The sequence below is a fragment of the Cupriavidus sp. YR651 genome, from assembly GCF_900101625.1.
Classification (GTDB): Bacteria; Pseudomonadota; Gammaproteobacteria; order Burkholderiales; family Burkholderiaceae; genus Cupriavidus.
Window position 1 is genome coordinate 1 of the sequence record NZ_FMYZ01000014.1, and the last position, 25,050, is coordinate 25,050.

Annotated in this window: 22 protein-coding genes and 2 tRNA genes; 14 read left to right on the top strand and 10 right to left on the bottom strand. The window is 66.9% G+C overall.

Going from position 1 to position 25,050, the window contains the following annotated elements; translation table 11 throughout:
• The 6 genes from BLR29_RS26575 to BLR29_RS26600 all read right to left on the bottom strand — a co-directional run.
• The coding region (locus BLR29_RS26575; protein WP_143018536.1) for a bifunctional UDP-4-keto-pentose/UDP-xylose synthase at positions 1 to 555 on the bottom strand (555 nt) is incomplete at its 3' end.
• Positions 552 to 1,493 carry a formyltransferase gene (locus tag BLR29_RS26580; RefSeq protein ID WP_092141301.1) on the bottom strand — a complete coding sequence of 314 codons (942 nt, stop codon included), beginning with the start codon at positions 1,491 to 1,493 and terminating at the stop codon, positions 552 to 554. The genes BLR29_RS26575 and BLR29_RS26580, both read right to left, overlap by 4 nt.
• On the bottom strand, positions 1,481 to 2,482 hold the full coding sequence (locus tag BLR29_RS26585; RefSeq protein WP_092141304.1) for a glycosyltransferase: 1,002 nt from the start codon (positions 2,480 to 2,482) through the stop codon (positions 1,481 to 1,483). The genes BLR29_RS26580 and BLR29_RS26585 overlap by 13 nt, the downstream gene beginning before the upstream one ends.
• A complete protein-coding gene (locus BLR29_RS26590; RefSeq protein ID WP_092141308.1) occupies positions 2,461 to 3,636 on the bottom strand; it encodes a DegT/DnrJ/EryC1/StrS family aminotransferase in 1,176 nt (391 codons plus the stop codon). Before BLR29_RS26590 ends, BLR29_RS26585 begins: the two co-directional genes overlap by 22 nt.
• 4 nt (positions 3,637 to 3,640) lie before the next feature.
• Positions 3,641 to 4,012 carry a DMT family transporter gene (locus BLR29_RS26595; protein WP_092141312.1) on the bottom strand — a complete coding sequence of 124 codons (372 nt, stop codon included), beginning with the start codon at positions 4,010 to 4,012 and terminating at the stop codon, positions 3,641 to 3,643.
• On the bottom strand, positions 4,009 to 5,745 hold the full coding sequence (locus BLR29_RS26600) for an ArnT family glycosyltransferase (protein ID WP_092141315.1): 1,737 nt from the start codon (positions 5,743 to 5,745) through the stop codon (positions 4,009 to 4,011). The genes BLR29_RS26595 and BLR29_RS26600 overlap by 4 nt, the downstream gene beginning before the upstream one ends.
• Positions 5,746 to 6,169: 424 nt before the next feature.
• Here BLR29_RS26600 and BLR29_RS26605 point away from each other — a divergent pair, with 424 nt between their 5' ends.
• Positions 6,170 to 7,039 (top strand): hypothetical protein, encoded by an 870-nt coding sequence (locus BLR29_RS26605; protein ID WP_092141318.1) that lies wholly within the window; start codon positions 6,170 to 6,172, stop codon positions 7,037 to 7,039.
• 80 nt (positions 7,040 to 7,119) lie between these two features.
• Here BLR29_RS26605 and BLR29_RS26610 read toward each other — a convergent pair whose 3' ends face one another.
• The 3 genes from BLR29_RS26610 to BLR29_RS26620 all read right to left on the bottom strand — a co-directional run bounded on the left by BLR29_RS26610 (position 7,120) and on the right by BLR29_RS26620 (position 8,984).
• Positions 7,120 to 7,395 carry an amino acid ABC transporter permease gene (locus tag BLR29_RS26610; protein ID WP_092141321.1) on the bottom strand — a complete coding sequence of 92 codons (276 nt, stop codon included), beginning with the start codon at positions 7,393 to 7,395 and terminating at the stop codon, positions 7,120 to 7,122.
• A 164-nt stretch (positions 7,396 to 7,559) separates the two neighbouring features.
• The gene (locus BLR29_RS26615) at positions 7,560 to 8,513 is read right to left on the bottom strand and encodes an amino acid ABC transporter substrate-binding protein (RefSeq protein ID WP_092141324.1); all 954 of its coding nucleotides are present in this window, start codon (positions 8,511 to 8,513) and stop codon (positions 7,560 to 7,562) included.
• 135 nt (positions 8,514 to 8,648) lie between these two features.
• A complete protein-coding gene (locus BLR29_RS26620) occupies positions 8,649 to 8,984 on the bottom strand; it encodes a hypothetical protein (protein ID WP_143018537.1) in 336 nt (111 codons plus the stop codon).
• A gap of 481 nt (positions 8,985 to 9,465) precedes the next feature.
• On the opposite strand from BLR29_RS26620, the gene BLR29_RS26625 reads away from it, so the two are divergent.
• The 11 genes from BLR29_RS26625 to BLR29_RS26675 all read left to right on the top strand — a co-directional run bounded on the left by BLR29_RS26625 (position 9,466) and on the right by BLR29_RS26675 (position 21,293).
• A complete protein-coding gene (locus tag BLR29_RS26625) occupies positions 9,466 to 10,551 on the top strand; it encodes an acyltransferase family protein (RefSeq protein WP_092141330.1) in 1,086 nt (361 codons plus the stop codon).
• Between the two features lie 299 nt (positions 10,552 to 10,850).
• Positions 10,851 to 12,089 (top strand): GTP cyclohydrolase II, encoded by a 1,239-nt coding sequence (locus BLR29_RS26630; RefSeq protein ID WP_092141333.1) that lies wholly within the window; start codon positions 10,851 to 10,853, stop codon positions 12,087 to 12,089.
• Positions 12,086 to 13,390 carry a URC4/urg3 family protein gene (locus BLR29_RS26635; RefSeq protein WP_092141336.1) on the top strand — a complete coding sequence of 435 codons (1,305 nt, stop codon included), beginning with the start codon at positions 12,086 to 12,088 and terminating at the stop codon, positions 13,388 to 13,390. Before BLR29_RS26630 ends, BLR29_RS26635 begins: the two co-directional genes overlap by 4 nt.
• A gap of 92 nt (positions 13,391 to 13,482) precedes the next feature.
• Positions 13,483 to 14,175 (top strand): uracil phosphoribosyltransferase, encoded by a 693-nt coding sequence (gene upp / locus BLR29_RS26640; RefSeq protein ID WP_092141339.1) that lies wholly within the window; start codon positions 13,483 to 13,485, stop codon positions 14,173 to 14,175.
• Entirely contained in the window at positions 14,175 to 14,957 is a 783-nt protein-coding gene (locus BLR29_RS26645; RefSeq protein WP_369804721.1) for a TetR family transcriptional regulator C-terminal domain-containing protein, read from the top strand. Before upp ends, BLR29_RS26645 begins: the two co-directional genes overlap by 1 nt.
• 69 nt (positions 14,958 to 15,026) lie before the next feature.
• On the top strand, positions 15,027 to 16,034 hold the full coding sequence (locus BLR29_RS26650; protein ID WP_092141345.1) for a BMP family protein: 1,008 nt from the start codon (positions 15,027 to 15,029) through the stop codon (positions 16,032 to 16,034).
• A 154-nt stretch (positions 16,035 to 16,188) separates the two neighbouring features.
• Positions 16,189 to 17,754, top strand: a complete 1,566-nt coding sequence (locus BLR29_RS26655) for an ABC transporter ATP-binding protein (RefSeq protein WP_092141348.1) — start codon at positions 16,189 to 16,191, stop codon at positions 17,752 to 17,754.
• Positions 17,744 to 18,835, top strand: coding sequence for an ABC transporter permease (locus BLR29_RS26660; protein WP_092141351.1), 1,092 nt, complete (start codon positions 17,744 to 17,746; stop codon positions 18,833 to 18,835). The genes BLR29_RS26655 and BLR29_RS26660 overlap by 11 nt, the downstream gene beginning before the upstream one ends.
• Positions 18,835 to 19,785, top strand: coding sequence for an ABC transporter permease (locus BLR29_RS26665; RefSeq protein WP_092141354.1), 951 nt, complete (start codon positions 18,835 to 18,837; stop codon positions 19,783 to 19,785). The genes BLR29_RS26660 and BLR29_RS26665 overlap by 1 nt, the downstream gene beginning before the upstream one ends.
• A 24-nt stretch (positions 19,786 to 19,809) precedes the next feature.
• The gene (locus BLR29_RS26670) at positions 19,810 to 21,093 is read left to right on the top strand and encodes an amidohydrolase family protein (RefSeq protein WP_092141357.1); all 1,284 of its coding nucleotides are present in this window, start codon (positions 19,810 to 19,812) and stop codon (positions 21,091 to 21,093) included.
• 113 nt (positions 21,094 to 21,206) lie between these two features.
• Positions 21,207 to 21,293: transfer RNA gene (locus tag BLR29_RS26675), tRNA-Leu, on the top strand.
• Between the two features lie 218 nt (positions 21,294 to 21,511).
• Here BLR29_RS26675 and BLR29_RS26680 read toward each other — a convergent pair.
• Complete coding sequence (locus BLR29_RS26680) at positions 21,512 to 23,431, bottom strand: GGDEF domain-containing protein (RefSeq protein ID WP_092141360.1); 1,920 nt, start codon at positions 23,429 to 23,431, stop codon at positions 21,512 to 21,514.
• A 474-nt stretch (positions 23,432 to 23,905) separates the two neighbouring features.
• Between BLR29_RS26680 and BLR29_RS26685 the strand changes: the two genes are divergently transcribed.
• Positions 23,906 to 24,616, top strand: coding sequence for a hypothetical protein (locus BLR29_RS26685; protein WP_369804716.1), 711 nt, complete (start codon positions 23,906 to 23,908; stop codon positions 24,614 to 24,616).
• Positions 24,617 to 24,705: 89 nt separating this feature from the next.
• Positions 24,706 to 24,782 (top strand) — tRNA-Arg (locus BLR29_RS26690).
• Positions 24,783 to 25,050: the final 268 nt, after the last annotated feature.

Genomic DNA, 25,050 nt, shown 5'->3' on the forward strand with positions numbered 1-25,050 from the left:
GTCCAGCCCCGCGCCGATCCAGTTGAACGGACGGAACAGCGTGTAGTTCAGGCCCTGTTCCATGCCGTAGGCGTGGATCACGCGGTCCATCAGCTGCTTGGAGCAAGCGTAGATCCAGCGCGGCTTGTTGATCGGGCCGTACACCAGCGGCGAGGCCTCCGGATCGAATTCGTCATCGGCGCACATGCCGTAGACCTCGGAGGTCGACGGGAACACCAGGTGCTTGCCGTACTTCACGGCGGCGCGCACGATCGGCAGGTTGGCCTCGAAGTCCAGCTCGAACACGCGCAGCGGCTGGCGCACGTAGGTGGCCGGCGTGGCGATCGCCACCAGCGGCAGGATCACGTCGCACTTGCGGATGTTGTACTCGATCCACTCCTTGTTGATGGTGATGTCACCTTCGAAGAAGTGCATGCGCGGGTGGTTCACCAGATCGCCCAGGCGGTCCGACGACATATCCATGCCGTAGACCTCCCATTGCGTGGTTTCCAGGATGCGGCGCGTCAGGTGGTGGCCGATGAAGCCGTTGACGCCAAGAATCAGGACCTTTTTCATCGGTGTTCCTCTCTGGACTGTGCGGTAAGAATGTGTTGGAAATCGGAGGTGGAGACCGGGCTCGCGTGGTCGGCGGTGCTGCCTTCCAGCAGTTGCCGGACCCATAGCGCGCCGCCATCGCCGCAGATGGCGACAATGCGGCTGCCGTCGACGTGCAGGCCTGGCGTCAGGCCTGCCGGCGCTGCGGTGGCGTCGATGCGGCGCGCCTGCGCGACGATGAAGCGCCGGCTGCCCAGGTCCGTGAAGGCGCCCGGGTAGGGCGGCGCCACGGCGCGGATCAGGTTGTACACGGCGCTGGCCGGCTGCGTGAAATCGATGCGGCCGTCCTCCGGCTTGCGGCCGGAGAAATAGCTGCCATCCGCCAGCCGGTTGGGGCGCTTGGGCGTGTGCCCGGTCATCATGGCCGGCAGCGCACGCCACAGCGTCTGCTCGGCGGCCACGGTGACTTTCTCGAAGACTTCGCCCGCGGTGTCGTCAGGCAGGATCGGCACGGCGGTCTGGTCGACGATGTAGCCGGCGTCGGGCTTGGCTTCCATCGCATGCAGCGTGGCGCCGGTCTCCGTCTCGCCGTGCAGCACGGCCCAGTTCACGGGCACGCGCCCGCGATACTTGGGCAGCAGCGACCCGTGCATGTTGAACGCGCCACCGGGGGCCAGCGCCAGCACATCGGCGGGAATCATCGACCGGTAGTAGAACGAGAAGATGACGTCCGGCTTGGCGGCGCGCACGGCGTCGGCCAGCGCGGGATCGGCGGGGTCCTCGTTATAGAGGAAGGACAGGTTCAGGTCAGCCGCCGTATCGGCCACGCGGCGGAACCAGATGTTCTCGTCCGGGCGGTCGCGATGCGTGACGACCAGTGCCACGTCCACGCCGCGCGCGTGCAGCACGCGCAGGCAGCGGTCGCCGACGTTGTGGTAGGCAAAGACTACCGCGCGCACGAGGCCTCCGTTGCGTTGGCTTGCGCATCCTGCTCCGGGTCACGCTCGAGCACCGCCTGGATGCGATAGCGCGGGCGGTCGCGTACTTCCTGATAGATCCGGCCGACGTATTCGCCCAGCAGGCCGATGCCGAACAGCATGATGCCGACCAGGAAGAAGTTCAGGGCGAACAGGGTGAACACACCCTGGACTTCCGAGCCCAGCAGGAAGCGACGCACCAGCAGCACCACGAACAGGCCCGCCGACGAGATCGACAGAATCGTGCCGATGGCCGAGAACCACTGCAGCGGAACGATCGAGAAGCCCGTGACCAGGTCGAAGTTCAGCCGGATCAGCTGGTAGAGCGAATACTTGGATTCGCCGGCGTGGCGCTGCTCGTGGCCGACCTCGATTTCCACCGGGTTGGACGAGAACGTATACGCCAGCGCGGGAATGAAGGTGTTGACCTCGCGGCACGCGTTGATCGTATCGATGATGTTGCGGTCGTAGGCACGCAGCATGCAGCCCTGGTCCGTCATCTTGATCTTGGTGATCTTCTCGCGCAGCCGGTTCATGGCGCGCGACGCATAGCGGCGGAACGCGGTGTCATTGCGCTGGCGGCGGATGGTGCCCACATAGTCGTGGCCACGGCGCATCTCTTCCACCAGCCGCGGGATCTCTTCCGGCGGGTTCTGCAGGTCGGCGTCCAGCGTGATCGTGATGCGGCCGCGAGTGTGCTCGAAGCCGGCCAGGATCGCCATGTGCTGGCCGAAATTGCCGTTGAACAGGATGACCCGGGTCACGTCCGGGCGCTTGTGGTACTGGGCGGCCAGCATCTGCGCCGAGCGGTCCGAGCTGCCATCGTTGATGAAGATGATCTCGTACGATTCGCCCGTGGCGTCCATCGCCGGGTAGACACGGTCGAACAGTGCCTGCAGCCCATCCTCCTCGTTGTAGACGGGGATGACGACCGAGACCTCGACGGGGCTTAGTGAGAGAGGCGTTTGCATGTTTCGCTGAGGATTGCGCATACCCGCTCGACATCGGCGGATTGCATGGCGGGGAATAGCGGCAACGTGACGATGCCGCGGCCAATGCGTTCGGCGTGAGGGAGCATGCCCTCGCGCCAGCCCAGTGAGCGGTAGTGTGAAAACAGGTGGATCGGCGGATAGTGCACGCCGGTGCCGATGCCGCGCTCGCGCATGGCTTCCATGACGAGCTTGCGCGCTTCGGCCGGGCCGCCGCGCATGCGGTCGGTGGGCAGCACCACCTGGAACATGTGCCAGTTGGTGGTGGTGTTGGTGGCGTCCAGGGGCAGCGGCAGTTCGATGCCGAGGTCCGCCAGCCCGGCGTCCGCCGCACAGCGGAAGTAGGTCTCGGCGAGTTCGGCGCGCCGCGCGGTGATGGTGTCCAGCTTCTGCAGCTGGGCCAGGCCGATGGCGGCGTTGACATCGGTCAGGTTGAACTTGCCGCCGGGTTCCTCGACATCCATGCCGTCCATGCCGGTGCGGATCACACCCTGCAGGCGCAGGCGCTCGGCGCGCAGCGCTTCCTCGGGCGTGTTCATCACCAGGCAGCCGCCTTCGACGCTGGTGATGTTCTTGTTGGCCTGGAAGCTGAAACTGACCAGATCACCAAACGCACCGATGCGCTGGCCGCGCCAGCGCGAATCGATGGCCTGGGCGGCATCCTCGATGATGCGCAGGTTATGGCGCTTTGCAATGGCGTACAGGCGGTCCATGTCCACCGGCAGGCCCGACAGGTAGACCGGCATGATCGCGCGCGTGCGCGGCGTGATGGCGGCCTCCACGGCGTCCAGGTCGATGTTGCGCGTGCGCGGGTCGATGTCGACAAAGACCGGCCTGGCCCCCACGGTCAGCACGACGTTGGCCGTGGCCACCCAGGTGATCGAGGTGGTGATGACTTCGTCGCCGGGGCCGATGTCGGCGATGCGCAGCGCGATCTCCATCGTGGCGGAGCCGTTGGCGAAGGTGCGCACGGGGCGGCCGCCGAAGAGTTCCGACAGCGCGGCTTCGAACGCCTGCATTTTCGGGCCGGATGTGATCCAGCCGGAGGCCAGCACCTTGCCCACTTCCGCAATGGTGGCGGCGTCGATTTCGGGGCGGACGAACGGCAGGAAATCCTGCGGAGCGGTAGCGGTCATGGTCCTAGGAGCGGGCAATGAGGAAAACGCCAGCCAGTATCAGCAGGATGCCGGCCACGCGCAAGGGACCGATGATCTCGCCGAACAGCCACCAGGCGGCCAGGGCATTGACGACGTAGCCGAGCGACAGCATGGGGTAGGCGATCGACACGTCCACGCGCGACAGGCCCACGATCCAGACGCCCACGCTGATGACATACAGCGTCAGGCCGCCGATCACCGGCCACTGCGTGAGCACGCGGAAGGCCGTGGTCAGCAGCGTGGCGCGGTCAATGGTGATCGCGCCGATGGTGTTGACGCCGGCCTTGAGCAGCAATTGCGCGCACGCATTGAGCAGCACGCCGGCAAAAATGAAGGCAAAGGTCGATAGCGTCATGGCGCGGATCGGGGCTCCTGGGGCTGGGCCGGCGCGGGCGTGCCCGGCGGCGGGAAATTGCTGACGACGACGCGGCGTACGTCGCGTGCCACTACATACATCGGGATCTGGCGGGCCGCCAGGCTATCGTAGGTGTCCGGCGACATGATACCCATCGCGGGCTGGCCGTCACGCCAGCGGGCGAGGAACTGGTCCACGGTGGGAATCCACTTGGCCGGCTCCTGCTGGACGCCGAATTCCAGCTCGTCAGGGTGCTCCACCATGGTCAGCGTGAGGCCAAGGTAGAACGGCAGGGTGTGATCCAGCACGCCCACGCCGTAGAGCGGCATGTCGGGTTTCAGCACCGCCTGGATGGCCGGCACCATATCGACACCGGATGCGCGCCGGCCCATGACCTCGTGGCCCATCAGGCCGATGGTGCAGGTCAGGTACATGGCCAGCGCGAAAGCCGTGATGCTCGGGAGCAAGCCGCGCGTGCGCAGCAGGCGCCGCGCCAGCAGCATGCCGGCCAGCAACACCGCGAAGGCGACGCCGATGTAGACGGCGAACGCCCGGAAGACTTCGTTGGGGTTGGTCGGGCGGTCCAGCGTGGCCACCACCGGCGCGGCGATCAGCCCCACCACTGCCAGCACCAGCAGCGCGTTGATCTGGCGCTTCCATGAACGCTCGTTGATCTGGTCCAGTGCCACGCCGGCCAGCATGGCCAGGGCCGGGAAGACCGGCACGATATAGCCCGGCAGCTTGGACCCCGACAGGCTGAAGAAGGCAAAGATGGCGATGAACCACAGGAAGGCCATCAGCGCCGGCTGGAATGGCTTGCCGCTGGCGCCAAGCACGGTGCCGGCGCGCTCTCGCACGGTATCCCACATCCGCGGGGTCAGGCCCAGCCAGGGCAGGAAGCCCGCCACCAGCAGCGGCACGAAGTACCAGACGGAGCCCTTGCGCGAGTGGACCGTGGAGGTATAGCGGTCCCAGTGCTCGTGGATAAAGAAGAAATGCGGGAAATCGGGATTGGTCCTGGAGATCAGCCAGAACCACGGCACCGTGACCGCCAGCAGGACGACGATGCCGGTGGGCAGATGCAGTCGGCGCCACAGGCCGAAGTCGCGCGTGGTCAGCGTGTAGACCACCAGCACCAGGCCGGGCAGGGCGATGCCGACCAGCCCCTTGGTCAGGATGGCCACGCCCATCGCCACCCAGCACGCCAGCATCCAGCCGCGCCGGGCGGCAGGCGTTGCCTCCGGGTGCTGGGCCAGCATCATGAATGCCAGTACGCAGGCCAGCGCGCCGGAGAGCGTCATGTCGAGCGAATTGAAGTGGCCTGCCACGCTCCACATCGGCGCCGCCACCAGGGCCAGACCGGCCAGCAGGGCCGCGCGGATGCCAAACCAGCGTGCGGCCGCCAGCACGGTGGCGGCCAGGCCGACGATGCCGGACAGGGCCACGCACAGGCGCGCCTGCCAGTCGCCCACGCCGAACAGCTCGTAGGCGATCGTCGTCACCCACATATGGAAGGGCGGCTTCTCGAAGTACTTCAGGGCGTTGTAGCGGATCGTCACCCAGTCGCCGGAGGCGAACATTTCGCGCGAGATCTCGGCGTAGCGGCCTTCGTCGGGGCGCAGCAGATGGCGGGCGTCGAGCGTGCCGAACCACACCAGCAGGACTGCGACGACGACCAGAGCGATCATGCCAACGGGCAGCCCGTCATAGCGCGAGGGCGATGAACTACGCATAAATCTCCTGAAAGGGCCGGATACCGGGGGCGGTCTTGGAGGCCTGGCCGTGCGGCGGACACCACAAAACGCGGCATGAGCGAATTCGGTGGACAACAGCTGGCGCCGCGGCGATGGGAGCCGGGCGTCGCGGCATGGTTCCCGGGCGCCGGGCGGGCACCCCGGGCCGTCCACCGTGGCGCGGGCGCGCAATGGTAGCACGAGCGTATCGGGCGGCCCTTTTCTGGCCCTATATCTGGCCCTATATCTGGCACCGCTCTTGGCCCCACCTCTGGCCCCACTTCCTTCCTCCGGATCCGGCCGCGATTTCGCTATCCCCTTCCACGCAGCCATTTCCGGCACGCCGATTTCGCGCAATACTTCTGGCTGGCCGGCTTCGCGTCGCCGCCCGGAACGACGCGCCACGGAAATCGGGTACCCAGTGATGAAAACCGCCCTGATGTGCGCCTTGCTGTGTGGTGTGGCGATTAAGGCATTTGCACAAGCCTCGGCGCCAATGGCGGATGCCGCACCGGTGGCGGGCGTCTCGCCGATGCCGATGCCGGTTGGCGCCGTGCTGTGCGATGCGCCGTGGTTCCGCTCCGGTTCCCGCGTGCAGATGGAGGGCGACGGCGACTTGCCGGTGTCCATCACCATGACGTTGCGGGACGTGATGCGGACCGCGCGGGGCTGCAGCGCGCAGCTGGAAGTCCGCTCCAAGTCGGCGTTGTCCGCGCTGATGGGGCCGCCGGTGGTCATGGATCAGGTCCACGAGATCAATATCGACCGCAACAGCGCGACGGCCCGGACCCGCATCGACAGCCGCAATGCCGTCATCAACGCCCGCGCCCGCTATGCGCGCATGTTCGGGGAAGCCTCGTTCAGCGGCAGCGGCGTATTCAACTATGCCGGCCTGGAGATCAAGGAAGGCGCGATGCTCGACGGCGAGACCTTCCAGTCGAGCGTGGCGCTGAAAATCTACCCGCTCGGGTCGGATACCGTGGTGGGCACCATGCAGGCGCTGCACGCGTCGATCATCGTCGGCTCGCGCCATGTGGGCCGACGCCAGATGATCGACACGGTCATGGGGCGCAAGCAGTGCATGCCGATCACGTACGAGAAGCGCACCTCGCTGGGTCCGCTGATGGTGGGAGACGAGATCCTGCAACTGGAACCCAGCGTCCTGTACGTGACCGACTGGTACTGCCCGGCCGAAGCCTTCGTACTGCGCACCGAGATCCGGCAGAACAACAAGGTGCAGCGCGTGGATGTGACCGCGCTGGAGATGGTGGACACCGAGTCGGAGTCACGCTGAATCTGGCGACCGCGTGGGCGGCAAACAAAAAACCCCGGGTGGACCCCGGGGTTTTTTTCTGCGCAGCGACCAGCGACCAATCAGTTGCCTTGTGCAGCCTTCTTGGTCTTCTTCGTCTTGGACTTCTTCGGCGCGGTCGACTGGTCGACCAGATCGGCACGCGTGCTCTTGTTCGCGCCCTGGCTGTACGGGTCGAACTTGTCGCCGGACTTGGCACCCTGGCTGTAGGTGTCAAATTTCTCGCCGGACTTGGCGCCCTGGGAATACGGGTCGAAATTCTTCTTGTCTTGCGCCACGGCGGCAACCGAGGCGGTGGCGAGGCCAAGCGCGATGGCGGTGGCGATGAACTTGTTCATGGGTTCTCCTGATGGATGCCGCCTGGCGGCGGTTCGCGTTTTGCAGGGCTACCGGCCGGTAAGTCCCGCTCGGGCCAGTGTCGCCAAGCCCGTGAAGGCCGTCAACTCAGGGGTTGTCCGGGGGCAACACGCCGCTGTTGCCCCGCCGGAACGATGCCGGGCGCCTATTCCGTCACAACGTCGGACGGGTGCTTCCAGGCGTGGAGGACTTCTCCGGAGGGCGCCAGCGCCAGGTTGGTGCCGCGTGCGCCAATCGGCTGCTGGAACCAGCGCTTCTGCAGCGCGGTGGCATCGGGGCCGGCAAACGTCGTGGCCAGGGTCTGGTCCACCAGGCGCTTCCACTCGGGGTCGGCCTTGGACATCATCAGCGCGTTCTGCTCCACGGACAGGGCGGGGCCGACGATCACGTACTGCGACGGGTCCTTGGACTTGGCGCGCAGCCCGGCCAGCAGCACATCGTCCATGACAAATGCCTGGGCGCGGCCTGTTTCCAGCAGCAGGAACGATTCACCGTGGTCCTTGGCGTAGACGTCCCGGTAGCCATACTCGGCCTTCAGGCGGCGGACGTGGCGGTCGCCGGTGGAGCCGGCACTGGTGACCACGGTCTTGCCACGCAGATCCTCGAACGAACGGATGCCCGAATCCGCGCGCACCAGCATGCGCACGGTGGATACGTAGTGCGACACGCTGAAGGCCACCTGTTTCTGGCGCTCCAGCGTATTGGTGTTGGGTGCGCAATCCAGGTCGACCAGTCCGTTGACCACGGCCGGCACGCGGTTCTGCGGCGTCAGCGGCAGCCAGCGCACCTTGATGTCCTTCAGGCCCAGCTTCACCCGCGCGGCCTCGGCGGCGCGCAGGCACAGGTCGACGGCGTACCCGGCCGGCTGGCCCTTGTCGTCGGCAAATGCAAACGGCAGGGCGGATTCACGATAGCCCAGGGTGATCGTGCCGGTTTCGCGGATCTTGTCCAGCACGGGGCTCTGGGCATGGGCGGCGGCAGGTGCCAGCACGGCGCCGCCGAGCGCAATGGCGGCCAGCAGACGACGGGGGGAGTGGGACGAGGACCAGAAAGCGGACCAGGCGGAAGACCAGAACGAGAACGACGCGAAGGAAGACATGAAACGCGAATCCGGCAAAAGAAACGAAGGGTATACCCGCACCGCCGGCACGCGAAGGACAACTTTCTCATAAGCTAATTTCGCGCCCTCAAATCCTTGTCGACGGCGTTGGCATTCCGGCAATTGCGTGAGTCGTCAGGGATCGAGCCGGGTTCCGTCGAGCGCCATCAGCGCCCAAACCATCAGAATCGCGAGGCCGCACAGCCAGCGCAGCCACGTGCGGCCGTGTGCCGTGAGCAGTGCCCATACTGCGAGCACGCTGGCTAGCCAGAGTGTGAAGCACGCGAGCAGATAGTTTGTCTGCGATCGGTATGACCACATGGCCGCGGCAGGGCCTTCCGCGCCGAACGGATAGTCTTCAGGGGTCGTCCACGCGCCCCACATCTCCATCAGCATCACCGCGGCGATGAAGCAGAGGATGCCGGCTGCCAACGCCCTAGTAGCGGACTTCCAGTTCCATGTCTTTTGCATAGTACAAAGACTCTTTGGCGAAGGCATTCATATAGCAGCTTGGCCCCGCGCCTGTCGATTTCGCGCTCCAGTTCTTCAAGTCGGAGCATCTCGATGATTTTGCGCGGGGAGTTCGGGCGATGGAGCGTGTATCCAAAGCGTTCGTTGAATAGCTCTTCGAATCGGCGCCTCAGGATGCTGTTATCTCGGAGCTCAGATACAAGGAAACTCATTTTGCAATCGGCCTCGCCATGGATCGCTCACTTCGCCATGGCGAGGTCATTGCGTAAATGGTACTAATCTGAATTCGGCGTGCAGTCTTCTTGCCGATCCTTCAGTAGTGCTTGGATCACGAATGGATCAAGCGGGGCAGGAATGGCCCCCGCGATGGGGCGGGCGGCACACTTCAGGCGCGTGTTACATCAAGTTACGCGCCAGGCACATTTTCGGAACGCACCAGTGCGGGTACAATGCGCCCACTTTTGTATTGTCTCTATAACAAATGAGCCCCCGTCCTTCTCGTCTGGCGTGCGTGGACGCGCTGAAGGCGGTCAGCTCGCAGCTGATCGTGCTCCACCATCTGGCCTTCTATGGCCCGATGTCCGACGCCGCCCAGGCGTTGGCTCCCGGCCTGATCGGCTGGCTGGCCGACTATGCCCGTATCGCGGTGCAGGTATTCCTTGTCATCAGCGGCTTCCTGGCCGCTCGCAGCCTGGCCCCCGGCGGCCACCTGACCGTGTCGAGCCCGATGGCCACGCTCTGGCGCCGCTACCAGAAGCTGGTGGTGCCCTATACCGTCGCCATCCTCGTGGCGATTGCCGGTGCCGCCATCGCGCGGACCTGGATGACACACGACTCGATCCCGGCGGCGCCGCACCTGATGCAGGTTGTCGCGCATCTGCTGCTGTTGCACAACATCCTGGACGTGGATGCCTTGTCCGCGGGCGTCTGGTACATCGCCATCGACCTCCAGCTCTTCGCGTTGCTGGTGCTGACCTTGTGGCTGGCGCGCGGGGTGTCGCGCCACAGCCTGCCGCTGGGGGTGCCACTGGTGGCCGCGCTGGCCGTGGCATCGCTGTTCTGGTTCAACCGTGACGCCAGCTGGGATGTCTGGGCGATCTACTTCTTCGGCGCCTATGGCATGGGCGCGCTGGCGTTCTGGGCCTCGAACCCGGAGCGCTCGCCGATGGCGCTGATCACGCTGGCCACCATCGGGGCGGCGGCGCTGGTGGTGGATTTCCGGCTGCGCATCGCGGTGGCGCTGGCCACGGCGTTGCTGCTGGCGATCGCCCGCCGGGGCGAATGGCTGGAGCGCTGGCCGGGCGGGGCGATGTCCGCCTATTTCGGCAAGATTTCCTATTCGGTTTTCCTCGTGCACTTTCCGGTGTGCCTGGTGGTCAATGCGGTGGTTTCGCATCTGGCGCCCGGACAGCCGGTGATCAATGCACTCGGCATGGGCCTGGCCTGGGTGGCCAGCAATATGGCCGGCGCGATCTTCCATCGCTATGTGGAGGCCGCCAACCCGCTGCGGACGCTGCGCATGGCCGTCTGGCCGCCGCGCGAGGACCGGGCGACTTCCAAGGCCTGAACCGCCTACATTGTTCGACAAGAACGGCACGCAACTTCACGGTTGCGTGCCGTTTTGCTTTGGGGGCGCGCGGACCGCTCCCAATCCCGCGCGAAGCGTCGTGGTGCGCATGCACCCGGATGTACCGTGCGAGATACCGGGGCGGCGCGCGGGCGGCACAGTGGCGGTGCGTGCGTCATGTCACGCACCGTAACAACCCCAGTTGGGCGATGGCACGAACGTTGCCTACTATGAAGCTATAAACCTGACCATTTGGTCAGGATTCCTGATCCCGGGGAAGTCCGGGAGACGAGGCTGCCATGTCCGACCATATCGTCCTGACTTCGCACGCACGCCACGGCAAGCCGGCCGAGCCGATCCACTGGGGCGCCCCCACGGCGGCCGAGCGGGGGCCCGTGATTGCCAGCCTGACCGATCCGGCGCAGCGCAATGTCATCGGCACCCATGCCGGCGCCTACGCGATCTATCGCGCGCTGGCCGTGGCGTCTGGCAGCCTGCAGCGCGCGCATCGTCCGGACCTGACCGACACGGCGCCGGCCGAAGCCATCGGCCCGCATCCGCAATGGGGCGACCCGGACAAGATCGTTTCGCTCGATCCGTGGGGCCATCTGGTTTCCACCGTGTTTGCCGATCGCATCGCGGCCGGGGTGGACATCCGCCCGACGATTGCCGTGACGCGCGCCCATATCAATATGCCGGAGCTGACCGCCGCCATCGCCGCGGGCCGGCTGAAACCCGATGGCGAGATCCTGTTTCCGAATGGCGATGTGCGCGTGACCAAGGCCGCCGTCGATCCGGTGTGGTACCTGCCCGGCATCGCGCGCCGCTTCAACATCAAGGAAAGCAACCTGCGCCGCAGCCTGTTCGAGCAGACCGGGGGCATGTTCCCGGAACTCGTGACGCGTCCGGACCTGAAGGTCTTCCTGCCGCCCATCGGCGGCATGACGCTCTACTTCGTCGGGGACGTCGCCAAGCTGGGTCATCCGGAAACACGCGTGGCCTGCCGCGTGCACGACGAATGCAATGGCTCCGATGTGTTCGGTTCGGACATCTGCACCTGCAGGCCGTATCTGGCGCACGGCATCGAGCTCTGCATCGAGATGGCGCAGGAGGGCGGCGTGGGCCTGGTGGTCTACAACCGCAAGGAAGGCCGCGCGCTGGGCGAGGTGACGAAGTTCCTGGTCTACAACGCGCGCAAGCGCCAGGTGGGCGGCGACCGCGCCGAGACCTATTTCGCGCGGACGGAATGCGTGGCGGGCGTGCAGGACATGCGCTTCCAGGAACTGATGCCGGATGTTTTCCATTGGCTCGGGATCAGGCGGATCGATCGCTGGGCTTCCATGAGCAACATGAAACACGGCGCGCTGACGGCGCAGGGCATCGAGGTGGTCGAGCAGGTGGCGATCCCCGAGGCGCTGATCCCTGCCGACGCGCGCGTGGAAATCGATGCCAAGGTGGCGGCGGGATACTTCACACGGTATGCGCCGCCCGATGCTGACGAACTCGCCCTGGCAAAGGGCAGGGGGTTGAAGGAATGAACCAATATCCCGACGGGGGCACGTCCGGACACGACGATGGCACCGGCAGCGGCTGGCACAGCCCCGTCCCGGCCGACCATCCCGCGTCCGCGCTGTTGAGCGCGGAGGCGGTGCGCACGCATTGCGCAACCGTGACCGGGCACGTGGCGTCCGGTGAGTCCGAGCACTTCACCTGGAATCCGGACCGGGTCCACGCGATTGCCGATTACGTGGCCGCCACCATCCGGCGCCGCTATCCGACCCTTCAGGTGCCGTACCACAGCCGCTGGCGCCATTTCGAGAGCGGCGGCCCGGGGGAAGAGAAGCTCGACCGCTGGCAGATCCTGTGCGAGCGCGCCGGCATGTCGGGCGTCGACCATTGCGCGGAACGCGCGCGCATCGGCATCGACCTGGTAATCCCGAGCGTGCTGCTCGATGCCGGCGCGGGGCCGGACTGGCGCTATCGCGATCCGGCCAGCGACCTGATGCTGACGCGATCGGAAGGCCTTGGCGTGGCCAGCTTCGACCTGTTCGCGCGCGGCGGTTTCTCCGCCGAGCACGGCGACCCGCTGCGGGCGGACGGCGAGCGGCTGGCCCGCATCGACGCCTCGACCATCGCCACCGCATTCCAGGTGGCGCAGCACAATCCGCTGGTCGGCCTCGAGGGCCGCGCCGGGCTGCTGCGCCGGCTGGGCGAGGTGGTCCAGGCCACACCCGCGGTCTTCGGCAAGCCGGCCCGGCTGGGCAACCTGTACGACTACATCGCCGCGCATGCGCGCGACGATCGCATCGAGGCCAGCTTCGTGCTGCGCACCTTGCTGGTGGCGCTGGGGCCGGTCTGGCCGGGCCGCGTGCAGATCGAAGGGATTTCGCTGGGCGACTGCTGGCGCCATCCGGCCGCGCCGGGGGGGCTGGTTCCGTTCCACAAGCTCACGCAGTGGCTGACGTACTCGCTGCTGGAGCCGCTGGAAGACGCCGGCCTGACCGTGACGGGGCTCGATGCGCTGACCGGCCTGCCCGAATACCGCAACGGCGGGCTGCTCTATGACTTCGAACTGATGGTGCCGCGCGATCCGGAGTTCGCCAAGGTGACCCATACCGTGGATGAACCCGTGATCGTCGAATGGCGCGCGTTGACGGTGACGGGCCTGGATCTCGTGGCGGATGCCGTGCGCCAGGCGCTGGGCGTCTCCGAGGCGGACTTCCCGCTGGCACGTGTGCTGGAAGGCGGCACGTGGGCCGCGGGGCGACGCATCGCAGCGCAGCGCCGCGAAGGCGGCCCGCCGCCTTTTGCGATCCAGAGCGACGGCACGGTGTTCTGACGCGAGATTTTTTTTCCTGCAGGCAGCCAGGCGGCGGGCCAGTGGCCCGTCGCGCCCCGAATCCAGCGAGTCTTCCACCCTAGGAGCGCACCATGAACGACCTGTCCGCCGTGCCCACTGCAGCGGAGACCTTTGCCGAGACTGAAGCGGCGGCGTCGCCCTCGCTGATGGTGGTCAATCATCCGCTGGTACAGCACAAGGTCACGCTGGCGCGCAGCGAGGAAACCACCACCGATAATTTTCGCCGGCTGGTGCGCGAGATCAGCCAGCTGCTGACCTATGAGGCCACGCGCGACCTGGCGATGGAGACCATCGCCATCAAGACGCCGATCGCGCCGATGCAGTCGCCGATCCTGTCGGGCAAGAAACTCTGCCTGGTATCGATCCTGCGCGCGGGCAATGGTTTCCTGGACGGCATGCTGGAGCTGCTGCCGGCCGCGCGCGTGGGCCATATCGGCCTGTACCGCGACCCGGAGACGCTGGAGCCCATCGAGTACTACTTCAAGATGCCGGAGGACATCCACGATCGCCTGGTGATCGTGGTGGACCCGATGCTGGCCACGGGCAATTCGGCCATTGCCGCCCTGAACCGGCTCAAGGAGGCCGGCGTCACCACCATGAAGTACGTCTGCCTGATCGCCTCGCGTCCCGGGCTGCGCGCGCTGCAGGCCGCGCATCCGGATGTGGCGATCGTCACCGCCGCGATCGACGAGCAGCTCAACGACCACGGCTATATCGTGCCCGGTCTCGGCGATGCCGGCGACCGGTTGTACGGCACGAAATGATGGACGCGCTGGCCGCCGCCCACACGGGCGTCGCCGCGTCGCGGGAACCCGGCGGCCGCATCCGCCAGGAGAACGAGGCGCTGATCCTGCGCGCGGCGGAGTACGTCTTTGCCCGCGCGGGCTTTGCTGGCGCGACCATGGCGGACATCGCGATGCGCGCCGGCGTGCCCAAGTCCAACCTCCACTACTACTTCCGCACCAAGCAGGCGCTGTACCGCGCGGTGCTGGCGCACACGCTGCAACTCTGGCTGTCGGAAACCGACATCATCAGCGCCGACTACGCGCCGCGGACGGCGCTGGAGCAGTACATCCGGGCCAAGATGCGGCTCTCCGCGAGCCATCCCGACGCGTCGCGCGTGTTTGCGAACGAGCTGCTGCACGGCGCGCCCGAGATCGGCGGCGTGCTGCGGGAGGCGTTGCGCGAGTTGGTGGCGCGCAAGGCGGTGGTAATCCGCGCGTGGATTGCCAGCGGGCAGATGGCGCCGGTGGACCCGCGTCACCTGTTTTTCACGATCTGGGCGGCCACGCAGACCTACGCGGACTTCGAGACGCAGGTGTGCGCGGTGCTGGGCGTAAGCCAGCTGGACGCGCAGGACTTCGCGCAGGCCACGGAGCATCTGGTGGCATTGCTGCTGCGCGGCTGCGGGCTCGATCCCGACCCGGGCGACGCGGGCGACTTGACCGAACCGTCGGCGACATCGGGTCCGGCGGACATCGGGGACATGGCCGACATAACGGAGATGGCCTCGGCCTTCTCGCGGCGCGCGCCGGATATCGCCTGAGCCGGGCGGCACAACAAGAATTCCAACGCAGTACTCGATACGCGCTCGACGCGAAAGGGGAGTGAAGTCATGAACATGGAACGCTATCGCCGCACCTGGCTGAAGGCTGCCGCCGCAGGCGCCGCGCTGGCCGCCATCGGCGTCACGCCGCTGGCCCACGCGCAGGCCAAGGTCAAGGTGGCCGCGGTGTACACGGTGCCGGTGGAGCAGCAGTGGGTGTCCCGCATCCACAAGGCGTTGAACGAAGCCAAGGCCCGTGGCGAGATCGACTATGTGTTTTCGGAAAGCGTCTCCAATGCGGACTACGAGCGCGTGCTGCGGCAATACGCGGAGCAGGGCTCCGGCCTGATCGTCGGCGAATCGTTTGCCGTGGAAGCCGCCGCGCGCAAGGTGGCCAAGGACTACCCGAAGATCGCGTTCCTGATGGGGTCCTCGGGCAAGCCGCAGGCGCCCAATTTTTCCGTGTTCGATAACTACATTCAGGAGCCCTCGTACCTGACCGGCATGATCGCGGGCGGCATGACCAAGACCAACCACATCGGCATGGTCGGCGGCTATGCGATCCCCGAAGTCAACCGGCTGATGCACGCGTTCATGGAGGGCGCGCGCGAGGTCAATCCAAAGGTGAAGTTCACGGTGAGCTTTATCGGGTCATGGTTCGATCCGCCCAAGGCCAAGGAGGCGGCGTTCGCCATGGTCGACAAGGGCGCCGACGTGCTCTACGCCGAGCGCTTTGGCGTTTCCGACGCGGCCAAGGAGCGCGGCAAGCTGGCCATCGGCAACGTGATCAACACGCAGCCGCAGTATCCGTCGACGGTGGTGGCGTCCGCGCTGTGGAACATGGAGCCGACCATCGGCGCCGCGCTGGCCAAGGTCAAGGCCGGGCAGTTCAAGAACGAGGACTACGGCCAGTATTCGCTGATGAAGTACAAGGGCGCGGAACTGGCGCCGCTGGGGACGTTCGAGGGCAAGGTGCCGGCCGACCTGGTGGCGAAGGTCAAGGCGAAGGAAAAGGCCATCCTGGACGGCAAGACCACGGTCAAGGTGGTGGAGACGGAGCCGAAGTCGACACCTTGATGACGGCCTGATGACGGCATGCCGACCCGGTGCTGATGCGGTTTTCAGACACTACGCGGGCACTACGCAGGCTACGCAGGCAGAACCCGGGCAGGCCGCTTCTCCCCTCTCGCGCCTCGCGGAGAGGGGAGACCCCATACCTAGAAACTGATCGATGTCGAACGCTCCCCCCGTCCTCCGGCTCTCTCATATCACCAAGCGGTTTGGCCCGCTGACCGCCAATGACGATATCTCGCTCGCACTCCATCGCGGCGAGGTGCTGGCGTTGCTTGGCGAAAACGGCGCGGGCAAAAGCACGCTCGTCAACATCCTGTTTGGGCATTACGTGGCGGATGCCGGCACCGTGGAGGTCGACGGCGTGCCCCTGCCGCCGGGCAATCCGCGTGCCGCGCTGGCGGCCGGGGTCGGCATGGTGCACCAGCATTTCACCCTGGCGGACAACCTGTCCGTGCTGGACAACATCCTGATTGGCACGGAACCGCTCTGGCGCTGGCGCCAGCAGCGTGGCGCCGCGCGGGCGCGCGTGCAGGAACTGGCCACGAAATTTGGCCTGGCCGTGCAGCCGCAGGCCCGCGTCGGGGCGCTGTCGGTCGGTGAACGGCAGCGCGTGGAAATCATCAAGGCGCTCTATCGCGGCGCACGTGTGCTGATCCTCGATGAGCCGACCGCCGTGCTGACGCCGCAGGAGGTCGACAGCCTGTTCAGCACGCTTGCGCAACTGATTGCCGAAGGGCTTTCCGTTATTTTCATCAGCCACAAGCTGGACGAGGTATTGCGCGTCTCGCATCGCGTGGCCGTGCTGCGCGGTGGGAAGCTGGTGGCGACGCGCGCCGTGGCGGAGACCAGCAAGCCGGAACTTGCCGAACTGATGGTGGGCCGGCGCGTGGAGATGCCCACGCGCGATGCGGCGGCGGCGCCCGGCGCGCTGGTTGCCACGCTGGATCGCGCCAGCGTGCCGCCCGCCGAAGGCCGGGTCGGCCTGCACGACGTCACGCTGGCGCTGCATGCGGGCGAGATCGTTGGCATCGCCGGCGTGTCCGGCAACGGGCAGGTGACGCTGGCGGAGTTGATGAGCGGCATGCTGGCGCCGTCCTCGGGCCGGCTTGCGATTGCCGGGGCGCACCTGCCGGCCGAGCCACGACGCTGGATTGCCGCGGGCGTGGCCCGGGTGCCCGAAGACCGGCACGCCGAAGGCGTGGTGGGTGACCTGGCCGTCTGGGAGAACGCCATCGCCGAGCAACTGGCCAACCCGGCGTTTGTTCGCGCGGGATGCATTCGCGGTGGCGCCGCGCGGCGCTTTGCCGCAGCGCTGGTGCGGGCGTTCGACGTGCGTGGTGGCGGCATCGACGTGCCCACGCGCACGCTTTCCGGCGGCAATATGCAGAAGCTGATCCTCGGGCGCGCGCTCTCCGTACGCGGTTCCTCCTCGCCGCAACTGGTGATCGCCAGCCAGCCGACCTGGGGACTGGATATTGGCGCGGTGGCCTACGTCCACCGGCAGTTGCTGGAAGCCGCAAGCGGCGGCGCGGCGGTGTTGCTGATCTCGGAGGATCTGGATGAGTTGCTGTCGCTGGCGGACCGCATCGCGGTGATCCACGGCGGACGCGTGACGCCGGCGCGGCCGGCCTCGGCGTGGACCATCGGCACGCTCGGCCTGGCCATGGCTGGCGCCGACGCCACACACGGCATGCCCGAGGCGGAGGTGGTCCATGCGGCTTGAAGCCCGTACCACAGTGTCCCGCACGGCGCTGGTGGCGGCGCCGTTCGGCGCCATCGTCGCCACGCTGCTGATCTGCGCGCTGCTGGTGGCCTGGGCCGGCGCGCCGGTCGGCAAGGCCTACCTGTTGCTGCTGGAAGGCGGATTCGGCTCGCGCTTTGCGTGGTCTGAAACGCTGACCCGCGCGACGCCCCTGATGCTGACGGGACTCGCCGTCGCCGTGGCGTTCCGCACGCGGCTGTTCAACATCGGCGCCGAGGGACAGCTATACCTTGGCGCGCTGGCCGCCGTGGCGGTGGGCGGCCAGGTGGATGGCGCGGCGGCCCCCTGGGCGGCAGCGCTGCCCAACGGCGTGCTGTTCGGCCTGATGGTGGCGGCCGGGATGCTGGCCGGCGCGCTGCTGTTGCTGCTGCCGGCCGTGCTCAAGCTGCGGCTGGGCGTGGACGAGGTGGTCACCACGCTGCTGCTCAATTTCGTGGTCTTGCTGGGTGTATCGATGATGCTGGACGGGCCGATGAAAGATCCGCTGGCAATGGGCTGGCCGCAATCGGTGGCGCTGGTGTCGGAACTGGAGCTGACGCGGCTGCTGGAGCGCTCGCGCGTGCATAGCGGGCTGCTGATCGCGATGGCGCTGGCGGTGGCGATCTGGGCCGTCAACCGCTTTACCGTGTTCGGCCTGCAGATGCGCGCGGTGGGCGCCAATGCCCGCGCGGCCGCATTCGCCGGCATGCCGGTGGCGCGCGTCACGCTGCTTGCTGCGTTGCTGTCCGGCGCGCTGGCGGGGCTGGCCGGGGTGGTGGAAGTGGCCGGCCGCACCGGCTATCTGACGCTCGATATTTCGCCCGGCTACGGCTATGCGGGCGTGGTCATCGCCATGCTGGCCGGGCTGCATCCGATTGGCGTGGTGGCCGCATCGGTCTTCGTGGCCGGGGTGCTGGTGGGGGCCGACGGCATGAGCCGCGCGGTGGGGGTGCCCAACGCCATCGCCGACGTCATCGTGGCCGTGGCGCTCTTGACCATGCTGGTGGCGACGATGCTGACGCGCTACCGCGTGCGTTTCGATCGCATCGGGAGGGCCGCGTAATGGAGCTTCTCGATATTCTCGCCGGGGCGCCGTTCTGGATTGCGGTGCTGCGCGTGGCCACGCCGCTGATCTTCGGCACGCTGGGCGTGCTGCTGTGCGAACGTGCGGGCGTGCTCAACCTCGGCATCGAAGGGATCATGGTGGCCGGCGCGTTTTCCGGCTGGCTGGCCGTCTACCACGGCGCGCCGCTGTGGGGCGGCGTGGGCGCGGCGGCGGCAGTGGGCCTGGCTTTCGGCCTGCTGCACGGATGGCTGACGGTGTCGATGGCGCTGTCGCAGCACGTGGCGGGGCTCGGCGTGACGATGCTGGCGACGAGCCTCTCCTACTATGCGTACCGCCTTGGCTTCTCACAGGTCTCGACGCCGCCGACGATCACGCCGTTCGCGCCGATGACAGCGTGGCAGCACGTGCCGCTGATCGGCCCCGTGATGGCGGGCGAAACCGCGCTGACGCTGCTGGCGTTACTGATGGCGCCGATCATCGCCTGGCTGCTCTATCGCACCCCGCTGGGGCTGGCCGTGCGCATGGTCGGCGAGAATCCGGCGGCGGCCGAAGGGCAGGGCATTCGCGTGGGTGCCATACGCATCGGGGCGATCATGGCCGGCTCCGCCTTGATGGCGGTGGGCGGCGCCTTCCTGACGTTGTCCGCGTTCAACGCGTTCTTCTTCAACATGATCAACGGCCGGGGCTGGATCTGCGTGGCGCTGGTCGTCTTTGCGTCCTGGCGGCCGGGGCGCGCGTTGCTGGGCGCGCTGCTGTTTGCCGCATTCGACGCCTTGCAGTTGCGGCTCCAGCAGGGCGGCGTCAGCTTGCCCGGCCTGCCGGCGCTGCCCTATCAGGTCTACCTGATGCTGCCGTATGTGCTGTCGATCCTGGCGCTGGTGCTGGTGGCGCGCCGCGCGGCGTATCCGCAGGCGCTGATGAAGCCCTATCGCAAGGGCGAGCGCTGATTTCTTTTCTTTACGAGACCTCTCATGTTCGACCTTATCCTGCGCCACTGCACATTGCCCGACGGACGCACCGACATCGACATCGGCATTGCCGACGGCAGGATCGCCGCGCTGGAGCCACGCCTTGCCGCCACCGGCGGCGAGGAAATCGACGCCGCGGGCCAGCTGGTGACGCCGCCGTTTGTCGACGCGCACTTTCACATGGACTCCACGCTGTCGTACGGCCTGCCGCGCGTGAACCAGTCGGGGACGTTGCTGGAGGGGATTGCGCTGTGGGGCGAGCTCAAGCCGTTGCTGACACAGGATGCACTGGTGGAGCGCGCGCTGGCCTATTGCGACTGGGCGGTGGCCAAGGGGCTGCTGGCGATCCGGTCGCACGTGGATATCTGCGATCCGCGCCTGCTGGCCACCGAGGCGCTGCTGCATGTCCGCGAGCGCGTGAAGCCGTATCTGGACTTGCAACTGGTGGCGTTTCCGCAGGACGGGGTGCTGCGATCCCCGGGCGCGCTGGAGAACCTGCGCCGGGCGCTCGATATGGGCGTCGACGTGGTCGGCGGGATTCCGCACTTCGAGCGGACGATGGCGGACGGCGCGGCGTCGGTGAAGCTGCTCTGCGAGGAAGCGGCCGCGCGCGGCCTGCGCGTGGATATGCATTGCGACGAGAGCGACGATCCGATGTCGCGGCACATCGAGACGCTGGCGAGTGAATCGGTGCGGCTGGGGCTGCAAGGCCGCGTGACGGGGTCTCACCTGACATCGATGCATTCGATGGACAACTACTACGTGTCCAAGCTGCTGCCGCTGATGCGTGAGGCTGGGGTGGCGGCCATCGCCAATCCGCTGATTAACATCACGTTGCAGGGGCGGCACGATACGTATCCCAGGCGGCGTGGCATGACGCGTGTGCCGGAGATGCTGGCGGCGGGCATTCCGGTGGCGTTCGGGCATGACTGCGTGATGGACCCGTGGTACAGCCTGGGCACGGGGGACATGCTTGAGGTGGCGCACATGGGCCTGCACGTCGGCCAGATGACGGGGCAGGACGCGATGCGTGCGTGCTTTGCTGCGGTGACGGAGACGCCGGCGGCGATTCTCGGGCTGGAAGGGTATGGCGTGGCGCCGGGCTGCCGGGCCGACCTGGTGCTGCTGCAGGCGCGCGATCCGGTGGAGGCGATCCGTTTGCGGGCGACGCGCCTGATGGTGCTGCGCGCGGGCAAGGTCGTGGCGCGCACGCCTGCGACGACGGCGGTGTTGTCGCTGGAGGGGCGGCCATCGCAAGTGGATTTCCAGTTGCGTCGCGGTGGGTGACGAGCGCGGAGCGCGCGTGGCGTTCGGATTTTTTAGGGCAGGGTGTTGACAGCCATCGAGCGTGTCAGCATAATTGCGTTCTTCGCATCGCAGCAGCAATGCAGCGAGACGAAGCCCAGATGGCGGAATTGGTAGACGCACTAGGTTCAGGTCCTAGCGGTGGCAACACTGTGGAGGTTCGAGTCCTCTTCTGGGCACCATATTCAAGGCCCCGCGCAAGCGGGGCCTTTTCATTTGTCAGCCCAGAAAGGAAAGCCCTGAGGGCTTTCCGCGAGGACGAGAAAAGGTTGCGCTTGCAAGCGCAACCCGGGGTCGCGCGTGGGTGACCGAGTCCTCTTCTGGGCACCATATTCAAGGCCCCGCGCAAGCGGGGCCTTTTCATTTCTACTTGCCGACAGGCAGGAGCGCCCCCGCTCTTTCAGGTCGCCGCTGCCGCGGGCATCTTGCCCGACGTGCCTTCGCCCGACATGCCCGGCGCGTGCCGGACGCAATTGCGTCCGTCCGACTTCGCCTGGTACAGCGCTGCATCGGCTGCGGCAAACAGCGCGTCCCAGTGCCGTTGCCCTCGCGGGCCCATCGCCACGCCAAAGCTTGCCGTGACCTCGAGCCTCGCGCCGCCAGACAGCCGGATCGTGTGCGCGGCAATGGTCAGTCTCAGTGTCTCCGCCAGCGCCAGCGCGCGCGCGCCGTGCGTCGCCGGCATCAGGATCGCGAATTCCTCACCGCCGAAACGCGCAGGCACGTCCGGTGCGGACACGTGCGAGCGGATCAGGTCCGCGATATCGCGCAGCACGGCGTCGCCAGCCGGATGGCCGAACCGGTCATTGATCCGCTTGAAGTGATCCAGATCCATCAAGATCAGGCAGACCGACTCACGCACGCGCTGGGCATTCGCCTCATCCGCAAACAGGTCGTCCGCGTCGTCGATCTGGCCGAATCCCGCATAGCTCGCATTCAGCATCGTGGTCGGTGCGTCGCGCAGGTGTCCCGCCATGAGTTCCAGCGCGCGGCGGTTCAGCAGGCCGGTCAGGCCGTCCGTGCGCGCCTGGTGTTCCAGCTCCTCCGTCATCGTGGCGCGCTCGCGCAGCTTGCGGCGCAGGATGTCGAGCGCATCGAAGAGCCGGCGCAGCTCGCCGGCCTGGCGGGCGTTTTCGGGCATCGCGGCAAAGGCCGGCGGGGCGCGTTCCTCGGCCAGCGCAATCACCTCGTCGCGCGCCGCCAGCAGCGGGCGGAACAGCGATCGCTGGGCAAACAGCATCAATTGCGCCAGCACCGCGAGGATCAGCGCTGCCGCACCGCCGGCCGCCAGCAGCACGCGCAATGCGCTGTCGCGGCTGGCATCGAAATGCCGGATCACATCGTCCAGGAAGGTCTTGCGCAGACGTTCCAGCGGTTCCAGCGTCGGCACGTAACGGTTGGTCAGTTCCGTGGGGGTCATCGAATAGTGCCCGCCGACGCGGCCCTGGGCGACCAGGCTGTCGACCATCTGCAGTCCCTGGCCGAAGAAGCGGCGATCGGCATCGGCGTAGGCTTCGCGCAGCGCGGGCGCGTCGCCGTAAAGGCTGTAGGCGGCGCCCGTCAGCTGCCAGAGCTCCAGCAGCCGGCCGCGCGTACGGTTGAAGTCGACGAGCGTGCCGAGCGGCAACGACTGCCGCGCGGCAATCGGCGCGATGATGTTGGAGGCGATGCGGCCGCCGTATTCGCGCAGGTCTCCCAGCATGCGGCCCGTGATGGCTGGCGCGGCCAGTCCGGCGTTGCAGCTGGAAAGCTTCTTCACCTGCCAGCTGATTGCAGGTTGCAAGGTATCCACGACCTCGAACATGCCTTCGATGGCGTGCTGGATGTCTTCGAGCTGGCGCTGGGGGAGGGGCAGGGCGCTCAGGCGGTCGATCTCGGCGCGGGCGCGCGTCAGCCGCTCGCGCACGCGGTCGATCATCAGTGGGGGCACCGGGTGTGCGTGCAGCCAGAACGGTGCCGGGGGCGGATCGGTCAGGCGGGCCAGGGCGGCGTCGCTGCGCGCGCGGAACCGGTTCAGCCGCTCGCGGGCCGGGCTGTCCGGCGACAAGCCCTCGCCCATGACGCTGTTGGCGGGACCCCGCTCGGCGGACAGCACGTTGGCGGCGTCCAGCAATTCACGGTATCCGGCGATGTCGTACAAGTTCTGGCGGGCCGTGGCGAAATCGCTATAGGAGCGCGCCATCAGCATGCCGGCCAGGCCAGTCGCGCAGAATGCGGCCACGGCGGCGCCCGCGCCCAGCTTGCGGCGCAGGCTCGGGCCAAACTGGCCCGGCAAGCCGTGTCTTGCTGCGCGCCGCCGCAGGGTCGGCCAGCCGGGCATCGGGATCTCCAGATAGAAATGTCTCGGGGCGGATGCTAACGAAGCAGCAACGCTTTGCATAGTCAGACAATTGCCGTTGCGCGCATGCCTAAATTGTCTGCTTGCTTGTACGATCTCTGCGGGTTTCGTCCTGCGCGAGACCTCACATTCCAGGTAACCATCGACCGATGTTTGACCTATTCTCAAACTGATCGGGCAAGGTTGAGAACGCCCGACGAGGTGGTTGCCATGTCCGTGCTGAAGCTGTACGGGAGAGAGGAGAGGGCCGGGAGCCATCCCGGATGGGGACGCTGTGTTGCCGCGGACCCAGGCCACCATCCTGTTCTCCACTGGTGTTTTCTGCTTGCGCTGCTGGCCAGCGCCGCCGCTCACGCGGACTTTGCGAGCGGGCCACCCGGCGACGAAGGGCCGCGAGTCTGGGTAACCGTGGAACCCGAGGAGCCCGCAGCGCCGCCGGTGGCCGCGGAGCCCCCGGTGTCCGCAACGCCCACGGTATCCGAAGTGCCCCCGGTGTCCGCCACATCCCCGACTCCAGCCGCGATTCCCGAGACGCCGTCGATGGTGCCGCCACGCATGATCAGCGAGGACGAAAACCCGGATCTGCCCGTCCCCGTGCACGCATCGCTGCCGCCAAGATCGGCACCGGACGCCGACCATGACACGCACCCGCTGAGCGGCATCGACCGTGAGGTCGTCTCATTCCGCGAAGGCCCGCGTCGCCCATTGCTACATCTCGACGATGTTGCCACGGCCACCGGATTTGTCGATAGCCGCGTGCGCAGCATGGCGCTGGCGCTGGACACGCCCCTGTCGCGCAATGCCAATGGGCTGACTTTGCAGTCGCGCGTGGAAATGGCGTATCGCCCCGGACTGTCACCGGTGCCGGGCAACTGGGATGCGCCACCCGGAGAGGCCAATGCCACCGGCCTGGCGGTGCGGCTGTACGGCTCCAAGCCAACGCGGCTGAACGGGGTGTATCCCTTCGTCGAGGCCGACTGGTGGCAGGACAATCGCGCGCGGACCATCAATATCAATGGCACCCGGATCGATACCGACGTGCTGCGCGGCCTGCTGTCGTTCAACATCGGCGCGCACAGCAATTCGACGACCGGCCTGAAGTTGTGGGTCAAGGCGCGAGGCGGGAAAAATGCAGGCGGCACGCTGGGCGCGCGCTACAGGTGGTAGCGCTGGCGGGGCTGCGGTGCACAGAGGGGAAGAATTTTCACGAAACGCTTGCACGCGAGGCGAATTGCGATACAATTGCGGCCTCGCGTGCGGCTGTAGCTCAGTTGGATAGAGTACTTGGCTACGAACCAAGGGGTCGTGGGTTCGAATCCTGCCAGCCGCGCCATCTATAAAAAGGGAAAGGGCTTCCGGAAACGGAAGCCCTTTTTCTTTGTGCCCGCTCTTTGCGCTTCCTCCCTGCGCTGCCCCTTCCCGCTTCCCCTCGATTTCCCATCGCGGCTCCCGTCGTCCTGCCCCCGCCGGTCTCTTTGCTGCTCCCGTCGCGCCCCCCGTGTTTTCCGTCGCCGATGGGGTTACATGGATCGATCAGTCGGCTTGCGGATGACATATCTGCGGCGCCGCGCATCCTCCGTCACGCCGATCCATACCCGTGG

Excerpts from the sequence above, each read along its gene's own strand:
- BLR29_RS26605 (WP_092141318.1), top strand. The coding sequence starts at position 6,170 with ATGAAAACCGCCCTGATGTGCGCCTTGCTGTGTGGTGTGGCGATTAAG.
- BLR29_RS26650 (WP_092141345.1), top strand. The coding sequence starts at position 15,027 with ATGAACATGGAACGCTATCGCCGCACCTGGCTGAAGGCTGCCGCCGCA.
- BLR29_RS26620 (WP_143018537.1), bottom strand. The coding sequence starts at position 8,984 with ATGCAAAAGACATGGAACTGGAAGTCCGCTACTAGGGCGTTGGCAGCC.
- BLR29_RS26625 (WP_092141330.1), top strand. The coding sequence starts at position 9,466 with ATGAGCCCCCGTCCTTCTCGTCTGGCGTGCGTGGACGCGCTGAAGGCG.
- BLR29_RS26635 (WP_092141336.1), top strand. The coding sequence starts at position 12,086 with ATGAACCAATATCCCGACGGGGGCACGTCCGGACACGACGATGGCACC.
- BLR29_RS26630 (WP_092141333.1), top strand. The coding sequence starts at position 10,851 with ATGTCCGACCATATCGTCCTGACTTCGCACGCACGCCACGGCAAGCCG.
- BLR29_RS26670 (WP_092141357.1), top strand. The coding sequence starts at position 19,810 with ATGTTCGACCTTATCCTGCGCCACTGCACATTGCCCGACGGACGCACC.
- BLR29_RS26665 (WP_092141354.1), top strand. The coding sequence starts at position 18,835 with ATGGAGCTTCTCGATATTCTCGCCGGGGCGCCGTTCTGGATTGCGGTG.
- BLR29_RS26680 (WP_092141360.1), bottom strand. The coding sequence starts at position 23,431 with ATGCCCGGCTGGCCGACCCTGCGGCGGCGCGCAGCAAGACACGGCTTG.
- BLR29_RS26590 (WP_092141308.1), bottom strand. The coding sequence starts at position 3,636 with ATGACCGCTACCGCTCCGCAGGATTTCCTGCCGTTCGTCCGCCCCGAA.
- BLR29_RS26615 (WP_092141324.1), bottom strand. The coding sequence starts at position 8,513 with ATGTCTTCCTTCGCGTCGTTCTCGTTCTGGTCTTCCGCCTGGTCCGCT.
- BLR29_RS26600 (WP_092141315.1), bottom strand. The coding sequence starts at position 5,745 with ATGCGTAGTTCATCGCCCTCGCGCTATGACGGGCTGCCCGTTGGCATG.
- BLR29_RS26585 (WP_092141304.1), bottom strand. The coding sequence starts at position 2,482 with ATGCAAACGCCTCTCTCACTAAGCCCCGTCGAGGTCTCGGTCGTCATC.
- BLR29_RS26610 (WP_092141321.1), bottom strand. The coding sequence starts at position 7,395 with ATGAACAAGTTCATCGCCACCGCCATCGCGCTTGGCCTCGCCACCGCC.
- BLR29_RS26655 (WP_092141348.1), top strand. The coding sequence starts at position 16,189 with ATGTCGAACGCTCCCCCCGTCCTCCGGCTCTCTCATATCACCAAGCGG.
- BLR29_RS26660 (WP_092141351.1), top strand. The coding sequence starts at position 17,744 with ATGCGGCTTGAAGCCCGTACCACAGTGTCCCGCACGGCGCTGGTGGCG.
- BLR29_RS26595 (WP_092141312.1), bottom strand. The coding sequence starts at position 4,012 with ATGACGCTATCGACCTTTGCCTTCATTTTTGCCGGCGTGCTGCTCAAT.
- BLR29_RS26645 (WP_369804721.1), top strand. The coding sequence starts at position 14,175 with ATGGACGCGCTGGCCGCCGCCCACACGGGCGTCGCCGCGTCGCGGGAA.
- upp (WP_092141339.1), top strand. The coding sequence starts at position 13,483 with ATGAACGACCTGTCCGCCGTGCCCACTGCAGCGGAGACCTTTGCCGAG.